The following is a 23,449-nucleotide window of genomic DNA, read 5'->3' on the forward strand; positions in this document are numbered from 1 at the left end:
GTCCGAGACCCACGCGAGGGGGAATTCCGACATGCCTTTCGTCACCGTCGGTACGGAGAACTCCGCACCCATCGACCTGTACTACGAGGATCACGGTTCCGGTCAGCCGATCGTGCTGATCCACGGTTTCCCGTTCAACGGGGCGACCTGGGAGAAGATGAGCGGTCCGCTGCTCGCCGCCGGGTACCGGGTGATCACGTACGACCGACGCGGGTTCGGCAGTTCCGCGCAGCCGGCGTTCGGCTACGACTACGACACGTTCGCCGCCGACCTGGACGTGTTGATGACCGAGCTGGACCTGCGGGACGCGATCCTGGTCGGGCACTCGATGGGCACCGGCGAGGTCACCCGCTACCTGGGCGCGTACGGCTCGGACCGGGTGTCTCGCGCGGTGGTGATGGCCCCGTTGGCGCCGTTCCTGCTGAAGACGCCGGACAATCCGGAGGGGGTGGAGAAGAGCCTGTTCGACGGGTTCCAGCAGGCGATCGTCCAGGACCGGTTCGCCTACCTGACGCAGTTCTGCGACGTGTTCTTCAACGCCAGTGAGAACAAGGGCAAGCTGGTCAGCGACGAGGCGTACCACGCGCACTGGCAGATCGGCGCGCAGGCGTCCGCGAAGGGCACCCACGACTCGGTGGACGCCTGGCAGACCGACTTCCGCGGCGACCTGCCGAACATCAAGATCCCGGTGCTGATCATCCAGGGCGACAAGGACAACGTGTTGCCGTACCCGAAGACGGGTCAGCGGCTGGTGAACATGCTGTCCGACGCCAAGCTGGTCACGCTCAAGGGCGCCCCGCACGGCACGCCGTGGACCCATCCGACCGAGGTCAACAACGCGATCATGGAGTTCATCGGCAAGCCGAGCATGGCCCGGGCCTGACCCCGGACGACACGCGGGCCCCGGGGGTGTTCCCCCGGGGCCGCGGTGCCGTCGTGATCAGCCGGCGAGGCGGGCCAGTTCCTCGTCGACGATGGACGGGTCGAGCTTGCGGAACACCGGCTTGGGCGCCGCGAGCGGCCGGCCCACCTCCAGGGGTACGGACTCCCAGCGCGCCCCGACCGTGTAGTCGCCGGTCAGCACCGGGTACGCCGGGCCGCCGTCGAGGTCGTCGACCTCCTCGATCACGGGCATCGGCGCGTGCGTGCCGGTGCCGCCGAGCAGCTCGTGGATCTGCTGGGCGGAGTGCGGCAGGAACGGGGTGAGCAGCGTGTTGGCGTCGCTGACCACCTGGAGCGCGACGTGCAGGATGGTGCCCATCCGCGGCTTGTCGTCGTCGCCCTTGAGCTTCCAGGGCGCCTGCTCGGACAGATACTTGTTGGCCTCGGCGACCACCTTCATGGCCTCGCCGATGGCCTGCTTCTGCCGGTGCCGGGCGATCAGGTCGCCGACGGTGGCGAAGCCGGCCTTCGCGACGTCGAGCAGCGCCCGGTCGGCGTCGGTGAGCCCGGCCGGGTCGACCGGCGGGATCGCGCCGAAGTTCTTCGCCGCCATCGACACGGACCGGTTGACCAGGTTGCCCCAGCCGGCGACCAGCTCGTCGTTGTTGCGGCGGAGGAACTCCGCCCAGGTGAAGTCCGTGTCGTTGCTCTCCGGGCCGGCGACCGCGATGAAGTAGCGCAGCGCGTCGGCGTCGTAGCGCTCCAGGAAGTCCCGGACGTAGATGACGACCTTGCGGGAGGAGGAGAACTTCCGCCCCTCCATGGTCAGGTATTCGCTGGAGACGACCTCGGTGGGCAGGTTGAGCCGGCCCAGCCGGCCGGGCTCGCCGTCGCGGGCGCCCTCGCCGGAGTAGCCGCCGAGCAGCGCCGGCCAGATCACCGAGTGGAAGACGATGTTGTCCTTGCCCATGAAGTAGTAGCCGAGCGCGTCCTTCCCCTCGGCGTCGGCCGACCACCACTTCCGCCACGCCTCCGGGTCGCCGGTGCGGCGGGCCCACTCGATGGAGGCGGACAGGTAGCCGATCACCGCGTCGAACCACACGTAGATCCGCTTGTCGTTCCGGTCCTGCCAGCCGTCGAGCGGGATCGGCACGCCCCATTCCAGGTCCCGGGTGATGGCCCGGGGCTGGAGGTCGTCGAGCAGGTTCCGGGAGAACCGCAGCACGTTGGGCCGCCAGCCCTCCCGGGTGTCCAGCCACTGCCGCAGCGCGTCGGCGAGGGCGGGCAGGTCGAGGAAGAAGTGCTCGGTCTCCACGAACTCCGGCGTCTCGCCGTTGATCTTCGACTTGGGGTGGATCAGGTCGATCGGGTCGAGCTGGTTGCCGCAGTTGTCGCACTGGTCGCCGCGGGCGCTGTCGTAGCCGCAGATCGGGCAGGTGCCCTCGATGTAGCGGTCCGGCAGGGTGCGGCCGGTGGACGGGGAGATCGCCCCGGTGGTGACCTTCGGGACGATGTAGCCGTTGCGGTGCAGCCCGGTGAACAGCTCCTGCACCACCGCGTAGTGGTTGCGGGTGGTGGTGCGGGTGAACAGGTCGTACGACAGGCCGAGCGCCCGCAGGTCCTCGGCGATCACCCGGTTGTAGCGGTCGGCCAGCTCACGCGCGGTGACCCCCTCGGCGTCGGCCTGCACCTGGATCGGGGTGCCGTGCTCGTCGGTGCCGGAGACCATGAGCACGTCGTGACCGGCCATCCGCATGTACCGGGCGAAGACGTCGGAGGGAACGCCGAATCCGGATACGTGGCCGATGTGGCGCGGGCCGTTGGCGTAGGGCCAGGCGACCGCGGCGAGAACGTGACTCATGAGCGTCAAGACTAGTGATTGCCGTGGGCGCCCCGCGAACCAATAGGGCGGGCCGGCCCGGCGTACGCCCGATTTGTCGCCGACACGCGGTCTGAGCTGCCCGGCGAGCCCGCGTCGCAGGTGTGGAATGAACGGCGTGACCAGCAGACCAGCGGCGCCCGAGCCGTCCGCGTCCGCCCGGGCCGCGCCGCGCGGCACGCCGGTCGCCCCGCAGCCCCGGGTGGACCCGGTGGATCCGACGGTGGAGGTGGAGCCGACCACCGGGGCGCCGGTGGACGCCGTGCCGCGCCGGGTGCCGGTGCGGCAGCCGCGCTGGCAGCGGCGGTCCGCCCCGGCCGGCGACGAGGCGACCGGCTGGGCGCCGATCGAGGAGGTGCACTGGGACGGCACGCCGCTGCGCGACGAGCCGCGCCGCCGGACCGTCCGGATCCGCGCCCGGCGGGAGCCGGCCCGCCCGGTCCACCCGCCGGACCCGCCCGCCGGGCTCGCCGTGCTGGTGACGCTGAGTCTGCTCGCCGCGTTCTTCGCCTGGGTGAGCGCCGGCCCGTTCTGGCTGGCGGTGGGGCACTCGACGGGCGGCACCGTGATGATCACCGAGTGCGCGGGCGACGGACTCACCCAACGCTGCCGGGGCATCTTCCAGGCCGACGGCGACCGCTTCCAGGCGCAGGGCGTACGGGTCAGCGGCGTGCCCGCCGGACACACCGCCACCGGCAGCACGTTGCCGGCCCGGATGACCGGACCGGGCGGCGCCACCGCGTACGCGGACTCCGGCGTCGGGCGGCACCTGCGCTGGCTGCTCGGGCTGGCCCTGGTGGCGGGCTGCGCCGCCGGGATCGCCCGATGGACCGGCGCGACCCGACTGACGGACCCGCGACAGCGGCGCTGGGCGGTCGGCCTGGCCGTGGCCGGCCCCCTGCTGATCCTGATCGGCTTCCTCGCCGCCGCCTGGTGATGGTGCAAGGAGGGGCCCCTTGCTAACGCCTCCGGTAGAGAAGGGGACCCCTCTAACAACGAGGTGTTAAAAGGGGGCCCCTCCTTACACACACACGGCGGCTCAGCCTCAGCGGTGCACGACCGCGTAGACGTCGCGGCGGCGCAGCCCGTATGCGGTCGCGACCTCGGTGATCGCGTCCCGCCGGGACGCCCCGGCCGCCTCGCGCTCGGCCACCGCGGCGCGCAGCGCGTCGTCGTCGGGGCGGACCGCCGGGGTCGCCGGCGCACCGGCCACCACCAGCGTGATCTCGCCGCGTACGTCGCCCGCGGCGGCCCACTCGGCCAGCTCGCCCAGGGGCCGGCGGACCACTTCCTCGTAGGTCTTGGTCAGCTCGCGGCAGAGCGCGGCGGGCCGGTCCGGGCCGAACGCCTCGGCCAGGTCGGCAAGCGCCCCGGCGATCCGGTGGGTCGCCTCGAAGAGCACCAGCGTGCGTTCCTCGCCGGCCAGCGCGCGCAGCCGGGAACGGCGGGCGCCGGGGGTGCGGGGCAGGAAGCCCTCGAAGCAGAACCGGTCGCAGGGCAGCCCGGACAGCGCCAGCGCGGTGGTGACCGCGCTCGGGCCGGGGGCGGCGGTGACCGGGACGCCGGCCTCCAGCGCGGCCCGCACCAGCCGGTAGCCGGGGTCGGAGACGCTCGGCATGCCGCCGTCGGTGACCAGCGCGATGGTGTAGCCGGCGGTGAGCACCTCGGCGAGTTCCGGGGTACGCCGTTCCTCGTTGCCCTCGAAGTAGGAGACGATCCGGCCGGGCACGGTGATGTCGAGGTCGCGGGCCAGCCGGGTGAGCCGCCGGGTGTCCTCGGCGGCGACCACGTCGGCGGTGGCGAGCACCTCGCGGAACCGGGTGGACGCGTCGGCCGGGTTGCCCAGCGGCGCGCCGAGCAGCACCAACCGTCCCACCTCGGACATTTCCCCCACGGCGTGCGCTCCCTCATCGATGGTCGTACCAATTTCGGAGACGATGGACGCCACCGGGCACCCTCGCAGCCTACGATCGCCGGGTGACGAGTGCCTCGACAGCACAGGAGCCCTCCACCACCGACCGGGCCGCCGGCTCACCGGGCGACGACGGCGGGGGTGGCATCCCGGCCGCGGTCCGGCGTCGGCTCGCCACGGTCGACGACCATCTGGGCCGGGGGCAGGCGTGGCTGGCCACCGCCGTGGTGGTGGCGATCGCCGCGATCCTGCGCTTCGTCGGGCTCGGCCACCCCTCGGGCAAGATCTTCGACGAGACCTACTACGCCAAGGACGCGTACGGGCTCATCGACCGGGGCGTCGAGTGGAACTACAAGGACAACGGCCCGTCGTACGTGGTCCACCCGCCGCTGGGCAAGTGGCTGATCGGGCTCGGCGAGTGGGCCTTCGGCTACCAGGACGCCGAGACCAACATCTCGGTGCCGGGGCACCTGATGACCACCGCCCCGGAGTTCGGCTGGCGGTTCGGCGCGGCGGTGTGCGGCACGCTGTCGGTGCTGCTGCTGGTGCGCATCGGCCGGCGGATGTTCCGCTCCACCACGCTCGGCTGCGCGGCGGGTCTGCTGCTCGCGCTCGACGGTTTCCACCTGGTGCTGTCCCGCACCGCGATCCTCGACATCTTCCTGCTGCTGTTCGTGCTGGCCGCGTTCGGCGCGCTGGTGCTCGACCGGGACGCCCGGCGGCGACGCTGGTCCCTGGCGCTGGCGGCCGGCCTCGACCCGACCGTGCCGGGGCGCGCCGGCCGGCCGGCGTCGGGCTGGCGGAACTGGCCGTGGTGGCGGCTGCTCGCCGGCGTGCTGCTCGGCTGCGCCTGCTCGGTGAAGTGGAGCGGGATCTATTTCGTGCCGGCGTTCGCGCTGCTGGTGCTGCTCTGGGAGGTCGGGGTCCGCCGGTCGGCCGGGGTCCGCCGCCCGTGGCGGGACGCCGTCCTCGACGAGCTGCCCTGGCTGCTCGCGGCCGGCGTGCTGATGGTGGTGACCTACGTGGCCACCTGGTCGGGTTGGCTGCTGAGCGACGAGGGTTACTACCGTCTGGCCAGCCGCTACCCGAACGTCGAGGGCCTGAGCGACACGCCCGTGTTCGGCGCGCTGATCAACCTGTGGGAATACCACAAGGCCGCGTACGGCTTCCACACCCAGCTCGACGACCCGCACAAGTACCAGTCCTGGCCGTGGCAGTGGCTGCTGCTGGGCCGGCCGGTGGCGTTCGCCTGGTCCGGTGACGGCAACTGCGGCGCGGCGAGCTGCGCCTCCGAGGTGCTGCTGCTGGGCACCCCGCTGCTCTGGTGGTCGTTCCTGCCGGCGCTGGCCGCGACCGTCTGGCTGGGCCTGGCCCGGCGGGACTGGCGGGCCGGGGCGATCCTGCTGTGCGCGGCGGCCGGGCTGCTGCCCTGGTTCTGGTTCGCGCTCGACGGCCGGACGATGTTCTCGTTCTACGCCGCGCCGGCAGTGCCGTTCCTGGTGCTCGCCGTGGTCTACGTGCTGGGCGCGATCGTCACCCCCGCGCCGGTCACCGGCACGGCCGCGCCGCCGAGCGAGGAGCAGACCAATGACCGCCGTCTGGTCGGCGGCATCATCGCGGGCGCCTACGTGCTGCTGGTCGCGCTCTGTTTCGGCTACTTCTATCCGATCTTCGTGGGGAAGCTGCTGCCGTACGCGGACTGGTCCGCCCGGATGTGGCTGGACGGCCGCTGGATCTGACCGCGGCCTGAACGCACGACGGCCCGGTGGAGACCTCTCCACCGGGCCGAAATGTGCTTGCGCCCGCGCCGCCGATCTGCTTGGCGGGCTGGGGCAGAAAAAAGCGCGCCCCGATCGCCTGCCACGGGGGAAGCGGGCGATTGGGGCGCGCAAGACAGAGCTTAACCACACTGCGCCGGCCGCACAACGGGTGCAGCTCAGTCAGATTCCCGACCAACGCGCCACCCCCCGAAAGGTTTACATCGGGTAGCTAACGGTGGGTCATCCCCCGGGAACATAACGAGTTCGACACCATCGTCGACCGGGTCGCACCCACCACCCGGATGATCTTCCATTGTGGATCTCACTACACTCGCCCGGTGATCAACAAGAGACGATCGACGGCCGTCCTGTGGGGACTGCTGGCGGCGATCGCGCTGATCGGTCCGAGCCCCGCCGGGGCCGACGACGAGACCACCGAACCCGCCGCCGAACCACCCAAGGTCGAGCTGGTGCTCGACGTCAGCGGCTCGATGCGGGCCCGCGACATCGACGGGCGCAGTCGGATCAGCGTCGCCCAACAGGCGTTCAACGAGGTGGTCGACGGCCTGCCCGACGAGACGCAGCTCGGCATCCGGGTGCTCGGCGCCACCTACCGGGGCAAGGACAAGAAGCAGGGCTGCCGGGACACCCAGCAGATCGTGCCGGTCGGCCCGGTGGACCGGTCCCAGGCCAAGGCCGCCGTCGCCGGGCTGCGCCCCACCGGTTTCACCCCGGTCGGGCTGGCGCTGCGCTCCGCCGCGCAGGACCTGGGCACCGGCAGCACCGCCCGCCGGATCGTGCTCATCACCGACGGCGAGGACACCTGCGCCCCGCCCGACCCGTGCGAGGTGGCCCGCGAGCTGGCCGCGCAGGGCACCCGGCTGGTGGTCGACACGCTCGGCCTCGCCCCCGACGAGAAGGTACGCCGGCAGTTGCTCTGCATCGCCGGCGCCACCGGCGGCACCTACACCGCGGCGCAGAGCGCCGACGAGTTGACCGGCCGGATCAAGCAGCTCGTCGACCGGGCCCGCGACACGTACACGGTCACCCCGGCGGTGGTCGGCGGCACGGCGGCCTGCGCGGACGCGCCGCTGCTCGCGCCCGGCGTCTACACCGACCGGGAGGCGTTCTCCGAGCACCGCTGGTACCGGGTGCCGGTGCGTGCCGGGCAGGAGCTGCGCGCCTCGGTCAGCATCGGGCTGGACCGGCCGGTGAACCCGGACTACGGCGTGCTGCTGCGGGCCACCGCGCCGGACGGGCGGGAACTGGTGCGCGGCGTCGACGCCGGCAGCGGGCGTACCGACGTGGTCTCGGCCGGCCTGCGCTGGTCGGCCGCCGAGGAGGAGGACGCGGCGGGCCCGACGCCCACCCCGAGCGCGACCGCGGCGGCCCGGACCGTCTGCCTGGTGGTCAGCAACTCGTTCGCGGCCCGCGCCGGCACCCGCGCCGAACCGGGCATGCCGGTGGAGCTGACCGTGGACGTGGTCGCCGCCTCCCCCGCCCCGGACGGGCCGGACCTGGGCCGCGGCTGGGCCCTGCTGCTCCTGCTCACCCTGGCCGGCCTCGTCACCGGCCTGGTCGCCGGGCTGCTCACCCGCTGGTGGGTCGCCACCTGGAGGGAGAACTGAGGATGCGTACGCTCATCCGCGTCGCCGCGGCGACCGCCGCCGCCGGCCTCGCGCTCGCGCCCGGCGCCGCCCTCGCCGCACCGAGCCCGTCCCCGGGCGCGACCACCGTGACCAAGGCCGGCACCTCGTTCCTCACCGCCACGACCATCACCGCCGGCCAGCCGGTACGGGTCGGCGCCTCGACCGGCGACCACCTGTACTGGTCGTTCCGGGCCGAGGCCGGGCAGGTGCACGAGGTCGGCGTCACGGTCGCCTTCGGAAAGCCGCGCACCGGCCCGTCCACCTGGACGGTCGACGTGTTCGACGGGCTGCGTCGACGGCAGGCGTGCACGGCCGGCGCGCAGACCCCCACCGTGGACGCGTCGGCGACCGGCGTGACGCTCGGCTGCACGCTGCGCCGGGTGCGGCCGTGGGCCGAGCCGTGGTCCGGCGACCCGCTGCCCGGCACCTACTACGTCCGGCTCTCCGTCACCGACCTGCCCGAGCCCGACCTGGGCCTGCCGATCGAGGTGGACCTGCTGGCCGGCGCGACCGACTCCGGCGGCGCGTCCGGTGACGACGGTGAACTGGCGGCGCCACTGGTGCCGAACACGCGGGCCGGGACGGTGCTGACCGCCGAGCCGACGCCGGAGCCGGCCGCCGAGGAGGAGACCGACCTGACCGGCTGGCTCCCCGAAGCCGGCTCGCGCTGGGTGTGGACCAGCGTGGGCGGGGTGCTCGCCGCCGTGGCCGGCGTGGTCGGCTTCGCCCTCACCCGGCGGCCCCGCCGCCGCTGAGACCGCGACCGGTGGCCGCCGCGAACCCGACGCGGCGGCCACCGGAAGCGCCACACTCAGACCGTACGCGAACCGCGCGGCACCCAGCCGATGAACCGGTCCTGCAACGCGGTGACCGGCGCGGCACGCAGGTCGTGCGTGGCGGCCGCCAGGCAGGAACCGAGATAGACGCTCAGCGACGCCCGGTCCACCTGGTACTCGATCAGCAGGTTCCGGCGTTTGGTGGCACAGGGCCAGTCTTCGCCGCACGAGCCGCAGGTCCAGTCGGGCGTCACGGGGACGTGCTCGCCGGACCGTGGTTCCGACGCCTCCACACAGGGGGCCATCGGCCACTCCTTCCATCGATGTCGATGACGCTGCCTCCCCCCACAACGTTCCTTCAGCGCCACACTGCGCTTCGCCGTTACGGTACGGTCACCGCGTGTCCCCGTCACCCACTGACGCACGTGCGTGACCTGTTGCCGTCCACCGTGGCGGTGGCGGTGGCCGGTCCGGCCGACTGGTCCGGCACGCTGCTGCCGGCCGAGCGGGCCGGCCTGGGCGACCGCGCGGTGCCCCGTCGCCGGCGCGACTTCACCGCCGGCCGGACGTGTGCCCGCCGGGCGCTCGCCGCGCTCGGCCTGCCGGTCACGCCGCTGCCCACCGGCCCGGACCGCGCCCCGGTCTGGCCGGCCGGCGTCGTCGGAGCGATCACCCACACCCAGGGCTACTGCGCCGCCGCCGTCGCCCGCGCCACCGACGTGCGCGCGGTCGGCATCGACGCCGAGCGGCACCGCCCGCTCACCCCGGGGGTACGCCGGAAGGTGTGCCGCCCCGACGAGGAGGCGGACCTGGTCCGGCTGCCGTCCGGGCTCCCCTGGCCGACCGTGCTGTTCAGCGCCAAGGAGACCGTCTACAAGGTCTGGTACCCGCTCGTCGGCACCTGGTTGGGCTTCCCGGACGCCCGGCTCACGCTCGACCCCGACGCGGGCACGTTCCGCGCCGAGATCGCGCCGGCCCGGCTCGCCGCCGCCCCGGTGCCCGATCCGCCGTCGTCGATCACCGGACGGTTCGTGGTGGACGACGACCTGATCCGTACCGCCGCCGTCCTGGCACGTCGGTGAGGGCCGGACGGCGGCGTTGTCGACGGCTTGTACCGTCGTCCCGACTGAAATCTCCTCCCGAAGGTGCCCAAGGAGTACGGTGAGCCACCCTCAGCCTCCGTCCGGGTCACAGGACCCGGACCAGCAGCCGCAGGAACCGCCGACGCAGGCGTTCCCCACCGCGCCGATGCCGCCGGTGTCCGGCAGCCCCTGGGCGCCGCCGCCGACCTCGGACGCGCCGACGGCCCCCATCTCGGGCGCGCCCCACCCGCCCCAGCCGCCGGTCTCCGGGCCGCCCCAGCCGCCGGCCCCGCCGACCCAGGCGTTCCCGCCGGCCCAGGCCACCGAGGCGTTCCCGTCCCAGCCGACCTCCGGCGCGCCCCAGCCGCCGACCGAGGCGATCCCGCCGGCCCCGCCGACCGAGGCGATCCCGCCGGCCCCACCGACCCAGGCGATCCCGCCGGCCCCGCCGACCCAGGCCTATCCGCCGGCGCCGTCGACCCAGGCGTTCCCGCCGCCACCGTCCACCGAGGCGTACCCGCCGGCGCCACCGACGTCGGGCGCGCCGTACCCGCCGGGTGGGGCGTACCCGCAGGCGGGCGGCTACCCGCAGGCGGAGGATTACCCGCAGGCGGGCGGCTACCCGCAGGCGGAGGGTTACCCGCAGGCAGGTGGCTACCCGCCGCCGGGTGGCTACCCGCCGCCGGGCGGGGCGCAGCCGCCGTATCCGCCCACGTCGGGCGCGCCGTACCCGCCGCCGGGTGGGCAGTATCCGCCGCCGGGCGGTGAGGCGTACCCGGCGACCGGGCCGTACCCGCCACCGGGGCAGCCGTTCGGGCCACCGGCGAAGAAGTCCGGCCGGAACGTCTGGCTCACCGTCGGCATCGTGGTGGTGGTCCTGCTGCTGCTCTGCTGCGGCGGTGGGATCTTCGCGCTCTACAGCGGCGCGAAGAAGACCAAGGAAGCGATCGACACGCTGCCCACCCCGGACATCAGCTACAGCAACCCGATCGATCCCCCGCCGCCCACCGGTGACCCGTCCGTCACCACGCCCCAGCCGGGCACGACCGACGACGAGACGTTCAACATGCCCGCCGGCGACAAGCTGATCGTCAACGACGACGAGGGCACGGTGGAGATCATCGTCGGCAACTTCCGGACCAAGGACAGCGCCTGCCGGGAGTACGCGTCCGCCCCGAAGAACGGCACGTTCCTGATCGCCGACGTGTCCGCCGAGGTCACCAAGGGCACCGGCTCGATCAACCCGTTCTTCTTCACCTGGAAGGGCGCGGACGGCACCGAGGAGAGCGGCATCGCCGGCGCGTTCTCCGGCTGCGGCAAGCTGATGACCTCCGGCAACAACCTGCCGGCCGGTTCCAAGCGCAGCGGTCAGCTCATCTTCGACGTCAAGGACCGCAACGGCGTCGTCGAGTACGAGCACCACCTGCGTACCGCCGGGTCCTGGAAGCCCTGACCGGCGCGTGACCCCGCCCGGGGCCGGTCCCGTCGAGGGCCGGCCCCGAGGGCCGTTCGGTCGGTGCCGCCGGACCGTTCGGGTCTTTTCATGTGCGTGTGCCACTCGCCGGCCGCCAGGCTCGACGGATGGCGAACGAGACCACCATCCCGCTGCTGCCGTGCCGCTCCCTGGACGACGTCGCGCCGTTCTACCGGGCCCTCGGTTTCGAGGTGACGCACCGGCAGGCGCGCCCCAACCCGTACCTGGCGCTGCGCCGGGAGGATCTGAACCTGCACTTCTTCGGCATGCCGGAGTTCGATCCGGCCACCTCGTACGGCAGTTGCCTGGTCGTGGTGGACGATCCGGTCGGCATCCACCGGGCCTTCGCGGCGGGCCTGCGTGCCACCTACGGCAAGGTGCTCGTCTCCGGCGTGCCCCGGATGACGCGCCCCCGGCTCCGGCACAACGCCGACGGGCACACCGGGTTCAGCATCGTCGACCCCGGCGGCAACTGGATCCGGTTCGTGGCCCGGGCCGCCACCCCGAACGCGGACGACGACCGGGCCGGGCTGGCCCGGGCCCTGCGGAACGCGGTGGTGCAGGCCGACTCGCGCGGGATGCCCGAGCAGGCCGCCCGGATCCTCGACGGCGCGCTGGCCCGGCCCGACGCCGCCGACAACCCGGCCGTCCACGTCGAGGCGCTCGTCTACCGCGCCGAGCTGGCGCTGCTGCTGGACGAGCCGGCGGTTGCGCGTGGGCTGCTGCGGCGGGCCGACGCGGTGCCGCTGGACGAGGCGCTGCACGGCCGGCTGGCCGACACGCTGCGGCACGCCGCCGACCTGACCGCCCTGCTGCCACCGGAGTAGTCGTTCCCGCCGCACGAGATCTTGGTGCGGAACGGCCCTGGCGAGGACGGCCCAGTACCAAGATCTATGGCGGTGTCGCGGCGGGCCGATCGGCTGGCCGTCGTCGGTCACCGGTCGGGGGGCGGTCGACCGGGCGCCACCGGGGCCCACCGCTTGTCCGAATCCCGCGACTCGTCGTCGCCGGACGCTGCCGCAGCGTCGATGTGGAGCGCACCGATTGACCGCTGGCAATCGTTGCGCACGCAAGCAGACTGTGGTGCGTGACGAACCCATCACCGCAGGTCCCGGGTCCCCGCCCGGCGTATCCCGCTCCGAGACAGTCCTGGTGGCGCCGGCTCTCCAGCGGCGCGAGGGTCGCGGTCGTGGCCTCGGGCGTGCTGGTGCTCTGCTGCTGCGGCGGCGGGGTCGCCGCAGTAAGCGGCTCCACGGACGAGAAGCCGACATCGATCGCCGCGGTCTCGCCCTCGATTAACGGCGGCGACAGCCCGGCAGCGGTCGCTTCCCCTGCTGGCTCCCCTTCGGTCATCACGCCGGTCGAGTCCCCGTCGGCATCCCCGACGACCGGGTCCCCGAATCCGGCGCCACGAACTGCCGCCGCAAGACCCACCCCCAAGCCGAAGCCGACGCGCACCAGCCCTCGACCGACGCCGAAGCGGACCACCAGCGCGCCTCGGACCACCAAGCCGTCCCACAGCACGGTCCAGGGCTCCGTTCATCCGGGTGCCTTCTGCAAGCCGGAGGGCGCACTCGGCCACACCGCCAAGGGCACGTTGATGCGCTGTACGCGCAAGGCCGGTGAGGATCAACCGAGGTGGCGTGCCGCATAGCTGCCGGATGGTCGGCAGGGCGGTGACCGTGGACGAGCGTCCACCTCAACTGCCGGGTAAACCCCGCGCCCGCCTGCGGGCAGTCGTCGACTTCCGCGCCCCTATGCTGGGCCGGTGATCATCGCTGACGCCACCGGCTCCTGGGCCGGCACCAACGGTTTCCGGATGCTGCCCGCCGATCCGTTCGCCGAGTCGCCGGCCACGCTGACCGTGGCGACCGCTGCCGGCGGCCACCTGACCACCGTGGCGTACGCGTGGACGCATCCGGACGACGGCCCGCAGGACGGCCTGCTCGTGATCGCCAGCGGGGAGCAGCCGGGTTCGCTGGCCGCCTGGTGGGGCGACTCGTGGCACCAGCAGCCCACCGCGATGACGCTCACCGGCGCGACGGGCGCGGCGTCGGCGATCGAGCTGGCCGCCGAGTACGCCGGCGGTTGGGGGTGGCGAATCACGCTGGACGCCGCCGACCCGGTGACGCTGCGGCTGGTGATGGAGAACGTGGTCCCGGCGGACCAGGCCGGCCCCGACACGCCGGCCGGCCCCTACCCGGTCATGGTCACCGAGCTGCGCCGGGCCTGAGGCCGCGGCGACCGCGACGCCGTCGTGCGGTGACCGGCTCGCCGGCGACGCCCGCGACGTGGTGGCCGGGCGGGAAGGCCGGGGCCGACCGGTCAGCCCTGGCCGTCGAGGATCTCGCGCAGCCGGCGGGCGAACGCCTCCGGCTGGCCGGCGTAGCCGCCCTCCCCACCGACGAAGCCGCCGTGGTGGCTCGGGAAGACCGCCGGCCGCCCGCCGAGCAGCTCGGCCGTCGCCACCGACGTGCGGCCGGTGAACGTGTCCGCCGACTCCTCGCCCACCGCGATGACCAGCCGGGTCGGTGCCACACGGAGCGCGTCGACGTCGGGCCGGTAGCTGGTGACCGCCGCGGACCGGTCGGAGAGCAGCGGGTCGTCCCGGGAGCCGTCGTCCTCGACCGGCATCCCGAACGCCGCCGGGTCGGGCAGGGGCCGGGCGAAGTAGTCGTCGGTGAACTCGCCGCGCCACGACGTCATGGCCACGAACGCGGCCATGCCGGCACCCCAGCCGTTCTTCTGGTACGCCTCCTGGCAGGCCGCGGTGGCCCGCGCGGCGGCGTCCGCGTCGGGCAGCAGCGTGACGAGCGGCGGCTCGTGCGCCACCAGCGTGCCCACCGTGTCCGGGTACGCCGCGACGAGGGCGAGCGCGGTCACCGCGCCGCCGCTGCTGGCGAACATGTCGACCGGGCCCGTGCCGAGCGCGTCGACGACGGCCCGTACGTCGCCGGCCTGGGTCTCGGGCACGGAGTCGGTCCGGCCGTCCCGACGCACGCTGCGGCCGAGCCCGCGCGGATCGTAGGTGATCACGGTCCGGTCCGGGAAGTACGAGGCCAGCGCCGCGAAGCCGTCGGCGCACATCGGCTGGCCGATCATGAGCAGCGGCCGGTGCGCGCCGGTGGTGGTGTTCGGGGCGTGCACGTCGTAGACGAGATCGACGTCGGGTGTCTGGAGCGTGTGCGTGGTCATGCTCCGGTCGACAGTCGTCGGCCCGGAAAGTCATCGGTCCGCCGGGATTCCCATGCTGGTGCGGCTCACGGCGGTGTCCACGCCCACCGCCACCCGTCAGCCGCGGGGACCGTTCAGCCGGTCGTCCGAGGCGGGCCGGACGACGTCGGCCTCCTTCCCGACGGACGAGTCGCCCTGCCCGACGGACGTGACGTCGTCGAGCAGTTCGTCGACCTCGACCACCGTCGCGTCCGCCTGCGGGGCGGGCTCCGCCGCGTCCGCCGCCGACGTCGACTTCGTGATCCACTCCTCCCACGACAGACCGTGCTTCTCCGCCAGGTAGCGGGCGCGGTAGAGCCGGGTCGCGTCCTCGATGGCCGACTGGAGCATGGCGAAGCTGAGCCCGGCGGCGACGAGCGCGCCGGCGATCGGCACGACGTTCGCCAGCCGCGTCCGGACCAGCCGCAGCCCGAGCAGCTTGAAGATCTGCTGGATGATCCGGACGAGGGGGTCCCGGCCCAACTGGCTCCACGTGGCGCGGCGCATCATCTGCTGGGTGAGGCGCGACAGGCTCGCGAGCGCTGCCGTCTTGCTCGCGGACGACGACGCCATGCTGTAGTTCAGGACCCCCATCAGGAACAACTCCTCCTCGGGGTCCCGTGGGTCGTAGCCGTAGTGGACCGCCACCTCCGCCACCGCCCGGCCGAGCAGCGCCAGCGAGATCACCACGTCCGACGCCACCGCGGCGACCGCGACTCCCGCCGTCGTGCCGCCGCTGACGGTGGTGCTGACCGTGGCGCCGGTGACCGCGACGGAGGCGAGGCCGGATTCGATCACCCCGACGAACGGGATCGTCATCGCGGGCCGACCCTTGTCGAGGTCCTTGAGATCGAGCGAGCCGAACGGCGAGCCCTCGGCCAGATCCGGGTGGTCACGGCGCAACCGCTCGGCCCGCTTCGTCAGCGACGCCGAGCGCACGGCCGGCAGGAAGATCGCCCGGAAGCCGCCCTCCAGCGCCTTCATGATGGTGTCGTCGCCGAACTGCATGGTCCTGCCCCCGCCGGGGATCTTCTTGATCTGTTCGCCGGCACGCCTGGTGAGCGATGCGACCTGGCCGACCATGCGCGCCCGCACGCCGTCGCGGCGCTTCCGCTCGCTCTCCAGCAGGCTGGACCAGGCCCGGGCCTCGTAGTCGGACATGCCTTCCCGCATCAGCGTCCCCCATCGACTCGTGAAAACCCGCTCAAGTCTGGTGCCGGGGACTCGGGCCCTCAAGCGATCCGACAAGCGGCTATCCGACTCAAGAGCGGCCACCCGTGGCGGTGGGCGGTATGGCCGACCAGGGCCGAGTCCGAAAAGGACAACGGCGGGCCGTCGAACTGCGCGGGATTTGAACCTGTCATGCCGGGTGACACCCGATAAGTCAGTCCGAATAGGGCCAGAGCAGCGATTATCATGCACTCTAGCGGTTTTACCGATAGCTGCGCTTGGGAGCGCTCCTATCGCAGTCTCCGCGTCACCGACCGATCACCCATCGACGTTTTCGAACGGGGGTAGACACAGTGGACTATGCTCGGCGGAGATCGCTGGGGGGCGGCGGGTGTGCCGATTCCCCGGATGTCGTGTTCAACGAACCATGAAGGCACCGAATGCGGTGCCCGGGAACGGAGTTCGTCATGAAGATAGCCCGAAGGATCGGATTCACCGCCAGTGCTGTGGTGGCACTTGTTGCCGCATCCGCGACCCCCGCACTCGCCGACTCCGGCGACACCATCTACGGATTCTGGCCGAACCGGATCGCGCACGCGAACTTCAGCAGCTACGGCGACAAGTTCACCGTGTGGGACGACGAGAGCGACGGGCGGGCCGCAATCGCCTTCTGGCAGGTGGGCAGCCGCAGCGGCCAGTGTGTGAACAGCAACGGCGCGGGCACCTCCAAGACCTGCAACTACGACTTCCCGGAGGGCCAGACGATCGTCTGGAACCTCACCGCGCAGGGTTGGGCGAACCCCGGCTGCTGCACGGCGATTGTCGGTGGGGAGCAGCGGGACAAGACCTGATCCGAACCGGCGAGTGACGCGCGGAAAGCCACCACGGCATCGCCACGCGTCGTCTGGTCGGACGAACCGATAAACGATGTGGTGCGGTTGCCGCAGGCAGCGGGATGACGCGGGATCGGCATCCCAACTGTCTGCGGCAACCTCGCCGCTCGCCCACTCGCTTTGAACTTCGCCGACCATTGGCGTCAATGGTGCAGGCGCACCCACGCCATTGACGCGAACCGGCCGCGGACGGATCGGGTGGAGGCTCGTCCGACGTCAATCAGCCTGCGGGGAACGCGGAGAATCCACCGGGTGGCGACAATCAGCCGGTTGCGGATCCGGGCCAGGGGCAGAAACGGCGCGGTCATGGTCATCCCACCCCGAGCGCCGCGGCGAGGTGGACGAGCATCGCCGGGGCGCGCGGATCACGGGCGACCCGGGCGAGGACGTCCCGGCCGTCCGGCCGGTGGCGGATCTCGGCCGGCGCGAGCCGGTCGGCCTCCACCACGAGCCGGCCGGCGCCGACCGGGTCACCCGCTTGCAGGTACGCACGGGCGACGTCCACCAGGTACGCGGCCCGATGCTCGGCGGTCAGCCACCGCCACCCGTCCCGCGTGATCACCCGCTCGTGCCGGGCCACGGCGTCTGCCGCGTCACCGCGTTCCGCCGCTACCGCGATCCGGGCAAGCTCGACCGCCGTCGGCCCGAACCCGGTCCGGTGGTGGTCTTGCCCGTCTCCCACCCGCGCCGCCATCTCCGCGGCCTCGTCGACCAGTTCGACGGCGGCGCGGTCGTCGCCGTCGCGGGCAGCGGCCAGGGCACCCTGCGCCAGCAGGGTCCCGCACAGCGACAGCTCCGCCACGTCGCCGAACTCGACCACCGGCGAAACAATCCGGTACGCGGCAGCCAGCATCACCGCCTTCGCCGTCCGCGCCCGCGACGACGCGCGCAACACCTGACCGAGCTGCACGGCGGTGGCCGCCACCAGGACCCGGTCCCCGGTGGCGGCGCTCATCGCCCGGTCCACGGCCAACCACGCCAGGTCGGGAGCGCCGAGCTTCACCAGCACCGCCGCCGTCACGCGGTACGCCTCCACCAGCGGCACCCGGCCCCCGCCAGGATCGTGGACGTGGGCGCGCTGCGCGTCGGCCACCACCTGCGGCAGGAGGTCGACCACCTGCGGGTAGCGGGCGCGCTGGAAGGTGGTCCAGGCATGCGCGACCTCCCGCGCCATCCGGTCCGCCGGCACCACCGGGCGGCGGGAAGCCGGCCGTTGCAAGGCGATCTCGTACGTCGACAGCGCCGCCCGGATCCGCTCGACCCCCTCGGCGCGCTCGGTCACCTCGACCGGCCGGCTGTCCCGACCGAGCAGCACCGCCGTGTCGATCCGCAGCACGGCGGCGATGTCCTGGAGCGTCGACACCTTGTCCAGCGACCGGACGCCGCGCTCGACCTTGTCCACCCAACTCTTCGACTTGCCCAGCCGATCCGCCAACACCTGCTGCGACAGCTTCCGTCGTCCTCGCCAGTACGCCACCCGACGACCGATCGGCAACAGCTCACTGCTGTCCACGGCGCCACCGCCGATCCGGCACGGCCCGGGTGGTCTCCTCGGCCGGTATCCGATCCGCTTCCGCCTGCGCGAGGATCCGTTGCCGCGCGGCCTCACGTTCCGCTGCTTCGATCCGCTCGCCTCGGCTCTCGGCTGGGGCGTCCTCACTCATCCGTACCTCCGCTGGCAGGGCCCGCCCGCACGTACAGGATCAGGCCTGGCACATTCAGTAACCGTGACGCTACGATCGCGGCGACGCGCGTAGGACTCACCCGCAGTACGAATGAGCTGGTCAGCAGTCAGCCGGCATCGCTGTCCACGATGGGGAAACGTCGACTGCCGGTCACCGTAGGGACGGCGATGGCATCACTCGGACGATCCACCTCGGCTCGTGGCGACGTAACCGGCTACCTGTTGAAGCTGATTCGGGAGTCCATCCCCCTGACTCAGGAGCAGCTCGGCGTGGAGCTTGGCGTCGACCGCGCGACCGTTCAGAGTTGGGAGTCAGGACGGAGACCGTTCCTCGCCGTCCCGTTCGGCCAGGCCGCCAGAATCCGGCAGCGGCTCGGTAGCCTCGGCGCGAATCCGGTGCTGCTCGACGCCGTGGGAGACGCCGTCGAGGCCGACGCCGTTCTCGCCGCCCTGCTCGATCCGAGGATCGAGCGGGCAGACCTTGCCGAGCAACCCCTCGGCTGCATGGTGCTCACCCATCGGCTGACCGACCTGATCCTCTGGGCCGTCCTCGGTCAGACACCCTCCTTCGTCAGAAGCCTGCCGTCGTCCCACCGTCGACGCGGCCCAGTCGCCACCGGTCCAACTCTGCGGACAGAGGACCAGCGCGTCTTCTTCGTGGCCCTACACGTCCTGGCCGAACGCGCCTCAGCCCAGCGCCTCCCCGACGTGCTGCTACACCGGCAGGCATGCTTCCTCGCCGGCATGGATCCCACGGGCTCATCCGCCGCATGGCTCAACCGGAGCACCACCCGCAAGTCCCCGGGGACCCGCGCTTTCCACACCTGGTCACCGCTGTGGCCGGATGCCCGGTCCATCGTCACCTCCATGGCCAACCAGGGAGATGTCGAGCCACTACGAGACTTCATCGCCCGCGCGCATCCCGATGACGCCTGCCAGCGCGCGGCCCTCAACTACTCCGCGTACTGGGTCGGCGAAATCCCCTACCGCCAGCCCAACGACAACTTCATGCCCGCCACCATCGACGATTGGCGCGGCACCCGTCTCCTGCGGCACCTCGTCGAGCGCCTCGACGCCGACCACCCGTTCATCGACCTCAACATCCACAACCTATGGGCTCTGCTCACTGCCCGACGCGGGCTCGTCTACGACCACCCTGCCACCGGACAAGCGCTCGCCAACCGTGCCGGCGCCGTCCTCGACAGTGACCAGATCTCCGCGCAGTCCCGCAAGGAACTAACCTCTGTCGTCTACAGCCTGCGTACAGAGGGCATCACCGGCACAGGGACGGACAGATGAGCGAGGACCAGTACGCCGCAGCGATGAGGTTCATCTTCGAGGCCGGCGTCCTGAAACGCGCCGCGCGTACCGGCTGGTGGTTCGCCGGGGTAAAGCACCCCGAGTCGATCGCCGAACACTCCCACCGCACCGCCCTGATCGGCATGATCCTCGCCGCCATGGAGGGCGCCGATCCCGCCCGGACCACGATGCTCTGCGTCCTGCACGACACCCAGGAAACGCGCATCACGGATATCCCACACATCGCCAGGCGTTACCTCAGCGCCGTCCCCAACACCGCGGTCACCGCCGACCAGGTGGCCGGCTGCCCACCCGGCGTCACCGACGCCATCACTGCGGCCGTAGCCGAGTACGAAGCCGGCGAAACCCTCGAAGCCGCTGTCGCCCGGGACGCCGACAAACTCGAATGCCTCGTCCAAGCCGTCGAATACCGCCACCAGGGCGTCGACAACGTCCAACGGTGGATCGACAGTAGCCGCGCCGCGCTCACCACCGCCTCCGCAAAGCAACTCGCCGACGCCGCACTGGCCGGCCAACCCCTCGCCTGGCTCACACCACCGTCGGAGAGGCCCGTCTCCGACGGGGGAACCAGCCTTTGAACCGACCGCGACGACGCCTCACCGGCACTTCCACCGCATGCTCGGTGCCTCCGGACACCTGCCGCCGCACATCCCTCAGCACCTGACCTACCCGCTACGCTCCCCTGGTGACGGATGCCGGTGCCGCGTTGGGCGTCGAGGCCGCTCGTCGGCTGGCCGGGCTGAATGTGGTGGACATCCAGCCAGGGCTTACCGATGCCGAGTTCGACTGCATCGAGAGGAAGTTCGGCTTCGAGTTCGCCGAGGACCATCGCGCATTCCTCAGTGTCGGATTGCCGGTCCGGACGGCCGGCTGCGTCGACGATCCCGACAGCGAGGGTTGGGGCTGGCCGAACTGGCGTCAGCCCAGCTCCGATGCCTTCAAGGAGCAGCTCGACTGGCCGCTCACCACCGCCCTCGACGAGATCCTCAAGGGCGAGTGGCCACCCGGATGGGGAAGGCGCCCACACGACCTCGTCGCGCGCGAGGCCAAAGCGAGGCGGCACCTCTCCCGGATTCCCCGGATGATTCCCGTTTACGCCCATCGCTATCTGCCGGCGGGTCGTGGCTCCTCCGGCCATCCGGTGCTGTCCATCCACCGGCTCACGGACACCATCGTCTACGGCCACGACCTCGCCCACTACATCGACCAGGAGTTCCGGACGCATGAGGTGACGGCGCCCCTGTGGCGGCACTACATATGAGCGGCGAGGGACGATTGCCCGAGCTTCGACAACCGATGCCGGCCATGGCCACCGGTGGCGTGGAGTTCATCGAGAGTCGGTGCTGGTTGGATTGGTGGGCGAATGCCACCACGATGCTCGGTTGTTTCGAGGCAGTCGTCGTGATCACCACGACCGAAGCGGGTTGGGCGGCCGACGGTTGCCTGGTCGACACCACTGATGACGAGCGGGAATACCTCGACCTTCTGTGCGACCTCGACCCCGTCTTCACGTTGCGATTCGACGACGGGAGCATGGCGGAAGTTGTCGTTCATTCCACCGACGGGCATGACCGTTTCCGTCTTACTGAACTCGCGTCATGGCGCTGACGGCGGGCTTGACGGTTGAACGATCCGCACGTTCCTCTTAATGCTTTCCGGCGGGAGCACCGCATTGAACAAGGTGCTGTTCTCATGCTCAAAAAGATCAGTGAGCTTCGCTAGCATGGCCGCAGTTTCATCGAGTGCAAGAGCCTGAGCGTCGGTCGCTTCACCGCCGATGATCTGCAACATCCTCACCTCCCACTGCGCGACCATGCCGGCCAAGATGAACTCCTGGGATCGATACAGCCGCCAGTTCGTGTCCCAGGAGTAGAAATTTCTGAGGCCGGCGGCTATGGCCACGACCACGCTGACCGCTGCCAAGAAGACGTAGTTCATGTGCTCGTCACGGATGATGGGAACCACGAATAGCAGCGGCAGCGTGATACTCAGAACGATCTCGATCGCACCAATCACCTTGAACCAGATGACATGTAGGCTCGCGAGTCGCCGGTAACGCTTTCGGTGCAGCGTGAGAACCTTGTCAACCAACTGAGCGCAGGCTGGGAAAGCCTCCGAAATTTCAGGTGACCACTCGTACGAGCGTCGCAGTGCTTCCCGTGACACTCCCAGCATCGAACTTCCTCACATTCGAATAGCGAAGCTGCCCATAATCACTGGGCGAGGACAGGCAGGGAACGCTCCTGTCGGGAAGCTGATAACACGCGCCGTGCGTTTGAAGTGCCCGAGGCGACAGGTGCGCGCGCCAGGTTTCACGGCCTCACCCGCGTGCCTACACTCCACAAACACAGACAGGTCACCATGCTGTCCGTGTGCCGAGTTGCCCACCTGTGGCCACTCAGAGGTCAGACCAGCGCAAGCCTGACTGCGGTACCAGATTGACAAAGGCCGCCTCCCGTAACGGGAAACGGCCTTGAACTGGGTGGAGCTGAGGGGATTTGAACCCCTGACCCCCTCGATGCGAACGAGGTGCGCTACCAGTCTGCGCCACAGCCCCTCCGCTGGCGGACCAGCGTCGGTCCCACCCGGCTTGCACCGGGCGGGCCGGCACAAGGCTAACAGGTCACGCCCCACCACGCGAACCGCCCCGCCCGGCCCGAGGCCCCACCCGACCCGGCCCGTCGATCTTGGAGTTGTGGCACCTCCGATAAGCCCGCAAAGGGGCGAATCCTGGCACCACAACTCCAAGATCGACGCAGCGCCCTGCGGGGCGAGCGCCCGAGGACAGGCGCGGTCAGGCGCCCCGGCCGGACTGGTACGGGCGACCACGCAGGCCGCCCGCCCGCCGGTAGGACACCGAGCCGCCGCTCGCGGCCGGCGGCAGGTCCGCCGGCCGGTCCAGGCCCATCGCGGTACGCCGGACCGCCTCCCGCTGGGCGGCCAGCCGGCGCTGCGCCTCCCGCCGGGCCGCCGCGCGCCGGGCCTGTTCGCGGCGCACCTCGGCCTGCCGGGCGGCCAGCCAGGCCGCTTCCCGGGCGTCCGCGCGCCGCCGCCGGCGTTCGGCGAGGGCCCGCTGCCGCAGGTGTACGACGTACGCGACGAGCAGCGCGCCGGTGACCGAGACACTGATCCAGAACCCGGGCCCGACCAGCATCACGCCGACCAGTTCGACCAGGTTGAGCAGCAGCAGTGCGGCGAGCACCCGGCGGCGGCGGTAGACGGCCGGGGTGTGTCGTCGGCGGGGCGGGTGCCGTCGGCGGGACTGCGCGGGGGCCGCCGAGACGGGCCGGAGCCGGCCGGAGCGCCGCCGGACGGGGGGCGCGGAGACCGGACGAGCCAGACTACCCGTGTCGGAGTCCTCACTCAAGGTGACGACGAGGGTGCGGGGCGGGTGTACCGGCTGGCGTCCGGGCACGGTGCGTCGACGACGCTGGCGCTGAAGCACCCGCGCCGTCGACTGCGCCCGCTCCGCCACCAGCCGCTCGGTGGCGTCGTACCGGCGGACCAGCGCCGGAGCGAGGGCGAGCAGACCGGCGGCGGCGAGGACGGCGAGGAGCACCGACGTCGGCACCCTCACCCCTCCCGTCACCAAGTTCGGGGCGAGCGCCACACGGCCGCAACTTCTTCCGTCGACTCTCGTTAACGGCGCACATCGTGCGGACCAGCAGCGCTTGCCACAGCTTGCAGTTACTTGAGGTTACGGGCCGCCGACCCGCTTCACCGTGCGCCGCGCCGGGCGTCACGGCCGGAACGGC

General features: G+C 71.7%; 23 protein-coding genes and 1 tRNA gene. 14 read left to right on the forward strand and 10 right to left on the reverse strand.

The annotated features are described in order from the left end of the window. Positions 1-31 precede the first annotated feature (31 nt). Positions 32-883 (forward strand): alpha/beta hydrolase, encoded by an 852-nt coding sequence (locus AB0B02_RS01030; protein WP_357292560.1) that lies wholly within the window; start codon positions 32-34, stop codon positions 881-883. A gap of 57 nt (positions 884-940) precedes the next feature. Here the strand turns inward: AB0B02_RS01030 and metG are convergent, their stop codons facing one another. Then, positions 941-2,743, reverse strand: coding sequence for a methionine--tRNA ligase (gene metG, locus AB0B02_RS01035; protein ID WP_281943021.1), 1,803 nt, complete (start codon positions 2,741-2,743; stop codon positions 941-943). 127 nt (positions 2,744-2,870) lie between these two features. Between metG and AB0B02_RS01040 the strand changes: the two genes are divergently transcribed. After that, positions 2,871-3,698, forward strand: coding sequence for a hypothetical protein (locus tag AB0B02_RS01040; RefSeq protein ID WP_281943022.1), 828 nt, complete (start codon positions 2,871-2,873; stop codon positions 3,696-3,698). Positions 3,699-3,806: 108 nt separating this feature from the next. Here the strand turns inward: AB0B02_RS01040 and rsmI are convergent, their stop codons facing one another. Next, positions 3,807-4,655: a 16S rRNA (cytidine(1402)-2'-O)-methyltransferase gene (gene rsmI, locus AB0B02_RS01045; RefSeq protein WP_281943024.1), complete on the reverse strand. Its 849-nt coding sequence runs from the start codon at positions 4,653-4,655 to the stop codon at positions 3,807-3,809. A gap of 83 nt (positions 4,656-4,738) precedes the next feature. Here rsmI and AB0B02_RS01050 point away from each other — a divergent pair, with 83 nt between their 5' ends. The 3 genes from AB0B02_RS01050 to AB0B02_RS01060 all read left to right on the forward strand — a co-directional run bounded on the left by AB0B02_RS01050 (position 4,739) and on the right by AB0B02_RS01060 (position 8,837). Beyond that, complete coding sequence (locus AB0B02_RS01050) at positions 4,739-6,412, forward strand: phospholipid carrier-dependent glycosyltransferase (protein WP_357292596.1); 1,674 nt, start codon at positions 4,739-4,741, stop codon at positions 6,410-6,412. A 359-nt stretch (positions 6,413-6,771) separates the two neighbouring features. Then, complete coding sequence (locus tag AB0B02_RS01055; protein WP_357292604.1) at positions 6,772-8,061, forward strand: VWA domain-containing protein; 1,290 nt, start codon at positions 6,772-6,774, stop codon at positions 8,059-8,061. Positions 8,062-8,063: 2 nt separating this feature from the next. Further along, a complete protein-coding gene (locus tag AB0B02_RS01060) occupies positions 8,064-8,837 on the forward strand; it encodes a peptidase (RefSeq protein WP_281943029.1) in 774 nt (257 codons plus the stop codon). 56 nt (positions 8,838-8,893) lie between these two features. Here AB0B02_RS01060 and AB0B02_RS01065 read toward each other — a convergent pair whose 3' ends face one another. Continuing rightward, entirely contained in the window at positions 8,894-9,163 is a 270-nt protein-coding gene (locus AB0B02_RS01065) for a hypothetical protein (protein ID WP_107157130.1), read from the reverse strand. Positions 9,164-9,283: 120 nt separating this feature from the next. Here AB0B02_RS01065 and AB0B02_RS01070 point away from each other — a divergent pair, with 120 nt between their 5' ends. From AB0B02_RS01070 to AB0B02_RS01085, 4 genes are all read left to right on the forward strand, one after another. Beyond that, entirely contained in the window at positions 9,284-9,940 is a 657-nt protein-coding gene (locus AB0B02_RS01070) for a 4'-phosphopantetheinyl transferase superfamily protein (RefSeq protein WP_281943032.1), read from the forward strand. Between the two features lie 79 nt (positions 9,941-10,019). Next, positions 10,020-11,393 (forward strand): hypothetical protein, encoded by a 1,374-nt coding sequence (locus AB0B02_RS01075; RefSeq protein WP_357292624.1) that lies wholly within the window; start codon positions 10,020-10,022, stop codon positions 11,391-11,393. A 128-nt stretch (positions 11,394-11,521) separates the two neighbouring features. After that, positions 11,522-12,241: a VOC family protein gene (locus tag AB0B02_RS01080; protein WP_357292629.1), complete on the forward strand. Its 720-nt coding sequence runs from the start codon at positions 11,522-11,524 to the stop codon at positions 12,239-12,241. A 941-nt stretch (positions 12,242-13,182) separates the two neighbouring features. After that, positions 13,183-13,647 (forward strand): hypothetical protein, encoded by a 465-nt coding sequence (locus tag AB0B02_RS01085; protein WP_357292634.1) that lies wholly within the window; start codon positions 13,183-13,185, stop codon positions 13,645-13,647. 92 nt (positions 13,648-13,739) lie between these two features. Here the strand turns inward: AB0B02_RS01085 and AB0B02_RS01090 are convergent, their stop codons facing one another. Both AB0B02_RS01090 and AB0B02_RS01095 read right to left on the reverse strand, forming a co-directional pair. Next, entirely contained in the window at positions 13,740-14,609 is an 870-nt protein-coding gene (locus tag AB0B02_RS01090) for an alpha/beta hydrolase (protein WP_281943041.1), read from the reverse strand. A gap of 96 nt (positions 14,610-14,705) precedes the next feature. Then, positions 14,706-15,788, reverse strand: coding sequence for an EcsC family protein (locus AB0B02_RS01095; RefSeq protein ID WP_357292662.1), 1,083 nt, complete (start codon positions 15,786-15,788; stop codon positions 14,706-14,708). Between the two features lie 476 nt (positions 15,789-16,264). Here AB0B02_RS01095 and AB0B02_RS01100 point away from each other — a divergent pair, with 476 nt between their 5' ends. Then, positions 16,265-16,648 carry a hypothetical protein gene (locus AB0B02_RS01100; protein ID WP_281943045.1) on the forward strand — a complete coding sequence of 128 codons (384 nt, stop codon included), beginning with the start codon at positions 16,265-16,267 and terminating at the stop codon, positions 16,646-16,648. Positions 16,649-17,000: 352 nt separating this feature from the next. On the opposite strand, the gene AB0B02_RS01105 is transcribed toward AB0B02_RS01100, so the two are convergent. Both AB0B02_RS01105 and AB0B02_RS01110 read right to left on the reverse strand, forming a co-directional pair. Beyond that, entirely contained in the window at positions 17,001-18,203 is a 1,203-nt protein-coding gene (locus AB0B02_RS01105; protein ID WP_281943047.1) for a helix-turn-helix domain-containing protein, read from the reverse strand. After that, positions 18,190-18,354: a hypothetical protein gene (locus AB0B02_RS01110; RefSeq protein WP_281943049.1), complete on the reverse strand. Its 165-nt coding sequence runs from the start codon at positions 18,352-18,354 to the stop codon at positions 18,190-18,192. The genes AB0B02_RS01105 and AB0B02_RS01110 overlap by 14 nt, the downstream gene beginning before the upstream one ends. Before the next feature lie 188 nt (positions 18,355-18,542). Here AB0B02_RS01110 and AB0B02_RS01115 point away from each other — a divergent pair, with 188 nt between their 5' ends. From AB0B02_RS01115 to AB0B02_RS01130, 4 genes are all read left to right on the forward strand, one after another. Next, positions 18,543-19,673, forward strand: coding sequence for a helix-turn-helix transcriptional regulator (locus AB0B02_RS01115; RefSeq protein ID WP_357292689.1), 1,131 nt, complete (start codon positions 18,543-18,545; stop codon positions 19,671-19,673). Further along, a complete protein-coding gene (locus AB0B02_RS01120) occupies positions 19,670-20,272 on the forward strand; it encodes an HD domain-containing protein (RefSeq protein WP_281943053.1) in 603 nt (200 codons plus the stop codon). The genes AB0B02_RS01115 and AB0B02_RS01120 overlap by 4 nt, the downstream gene beginning before the upstream one ends. A gap of 107 nt (positions 20,273-20,379) precedes the next feature. After that, entirely contained in the window at positions 20,380-20,955 is a 576-nt protein-coding gene (locus AB0B02_RS01125) for a hypothetical protein (protein ID WP_357292702.1), read from the forward strand. Continuing rightward, positions 20,937-21,302: a hypothetical protein gene (locus AB0B02_RS01130; RefSeq protein WP_281943057.1), complete on the forward strand. Its 366-nt coding sequence runs from the start codon at positions 20,937-20,939 to the stop codon at positions 21,300-21,302. The genes AB0B02_RS01125 and AB0B02_RS01130 overlap by 19 nt, the downstream gene beginning before the upstream one ends. On the opposite strand, the gene AB0B02_RS01135 is transcribed toward AB0B02_RS01130, so the two are convergent. From AB0B02_RS01135 to AB0B02_RS01145, 3 genes are all read right to left on the reverse strand, one after another. After that, entirely contained in the window at positions 21,291-21,785 is a 495-nt protein-coding gene (locus AB0B02_RS01135; protein WP_281943059.1) for a DUF4231 domain-containing protein, read from the reverse strand. The genes AB0B02_RS01130 and AB0B02_RS01135 overlap by 12 nt on opposite strands. A gap of 392 nt (positions 21,786-22,177) precedes the next feature. Further along, positions 22,178-22,251, reverse strand: a tRNA-Ala gene (locus AB0B02_RS01140). Between the two features lie 237 nt (positions 22,252-22,488). Continuing rightward, a complete protein-coding gene (locus AB0B02_RS01145) occupies positions 22,489-23,271 on the reverse strand; it encodes a hypothetical protein (RefSeq protein WP_357292720.1) in 783 nt (260 codons plus the stop codon). Positions 23,272-23,449 lie beyond the last annotated feature (178 nt).

It is taken from the genome of Micromonospora sp. NPDC049240, assembly GCF_040647835.1.
Lineage (GTDB): Bacteria > Actinomycetota > Actinomycetes > Mycobacteriales > Micromonosporaceae > Micromonospora.

Bases quoted from the DNA above. Each gene is read 5' to 3' on its own strand.
- AB0B02_RS01100 (WP_281943045.1), top strand. From the start codon at position 16,265: ATGAAGATAGCCCGAAGGATCGGATTCACCGCCAGTGCTGTGGTGGCA.
- AB0B02_RS01095 (WP_357292662.1), bottom strand. From the start codon at position 15,788: ATGTCCGACTACGAGGCCCGGGCCTGGTCCAGCCTGCTGGAGAGCGAG.
- metG (WP_281943021.1), bottom strand. From the start codon at position 2,743: ATGAGTCACGTTCTCGCCGCGGTCGCCTGGCCCTACGCCAACGGCCCG.
- AB0B02_RS01110 (WP_281943049.1), bottom strand. From the start codon at position 18,354: ATGAGTGAGGACGCCCCAGCCGAGAGCCGAGGCGAGCGGATCGAAGCA.
- AB0B02_RS01120 (WP_281943053.1), top strand. From the start codon at position 19,670: ATGAGCGAGGACCAGTACGCCGCAGCGATGAGGTTCATCTTCGAGGCC.
- AB0B02_RS01040 (WP_281943022.1), top strand. From the start codon at position 2,871: ATGAACGGCGTGACCAGCAGACCAGCGGCGCCCGAGCCGTCCGCGTCC.
- AB0B02_RS01115 (WP_357292689.1), top strand. From the start codon at position 18,543: ATGGCATCACTCGGACGATCCACCTCGGCTCGTGGCGACGTAACCGGC.
- AB0B02_RS01080 (WP_357292629.1), top strand. From the start codon at position 11,522: ATGGCGAACGAGACCACCATCCCGCTGCTGCCGTGCCGCTCCCTGGAC.
- AB0B02_RS01065 (WP_107157130.1), bottom strand. From the start codon at position 9,163: ATGGCCCCCTGTGTGGAGGCGTCGGAACCACGGTCCGGCGAGCACGTC.
- AB0B02_RS01030 (WP_357292560.1), top strand. From the start codon at position 32: ATGCCTTTCGTCACCGTCGGTACGGAGAACTCCGCACCCATCGACCTG.
- AB0B02_RS01060 (WP_281943029.1), top strand. From the start codon at position 8,064: ATGCGTACGCTCATCCGCGTCGCCGCGGCGACCGCCGCCGCCGGCCTC.
- AB0B02_RS01090 (WP_281943041.1), bottom strand. From the start codon at position 14,609: ATGACCACGCACACGCTCCAGACACCCGACGTCGATCTCGTCTACGAC.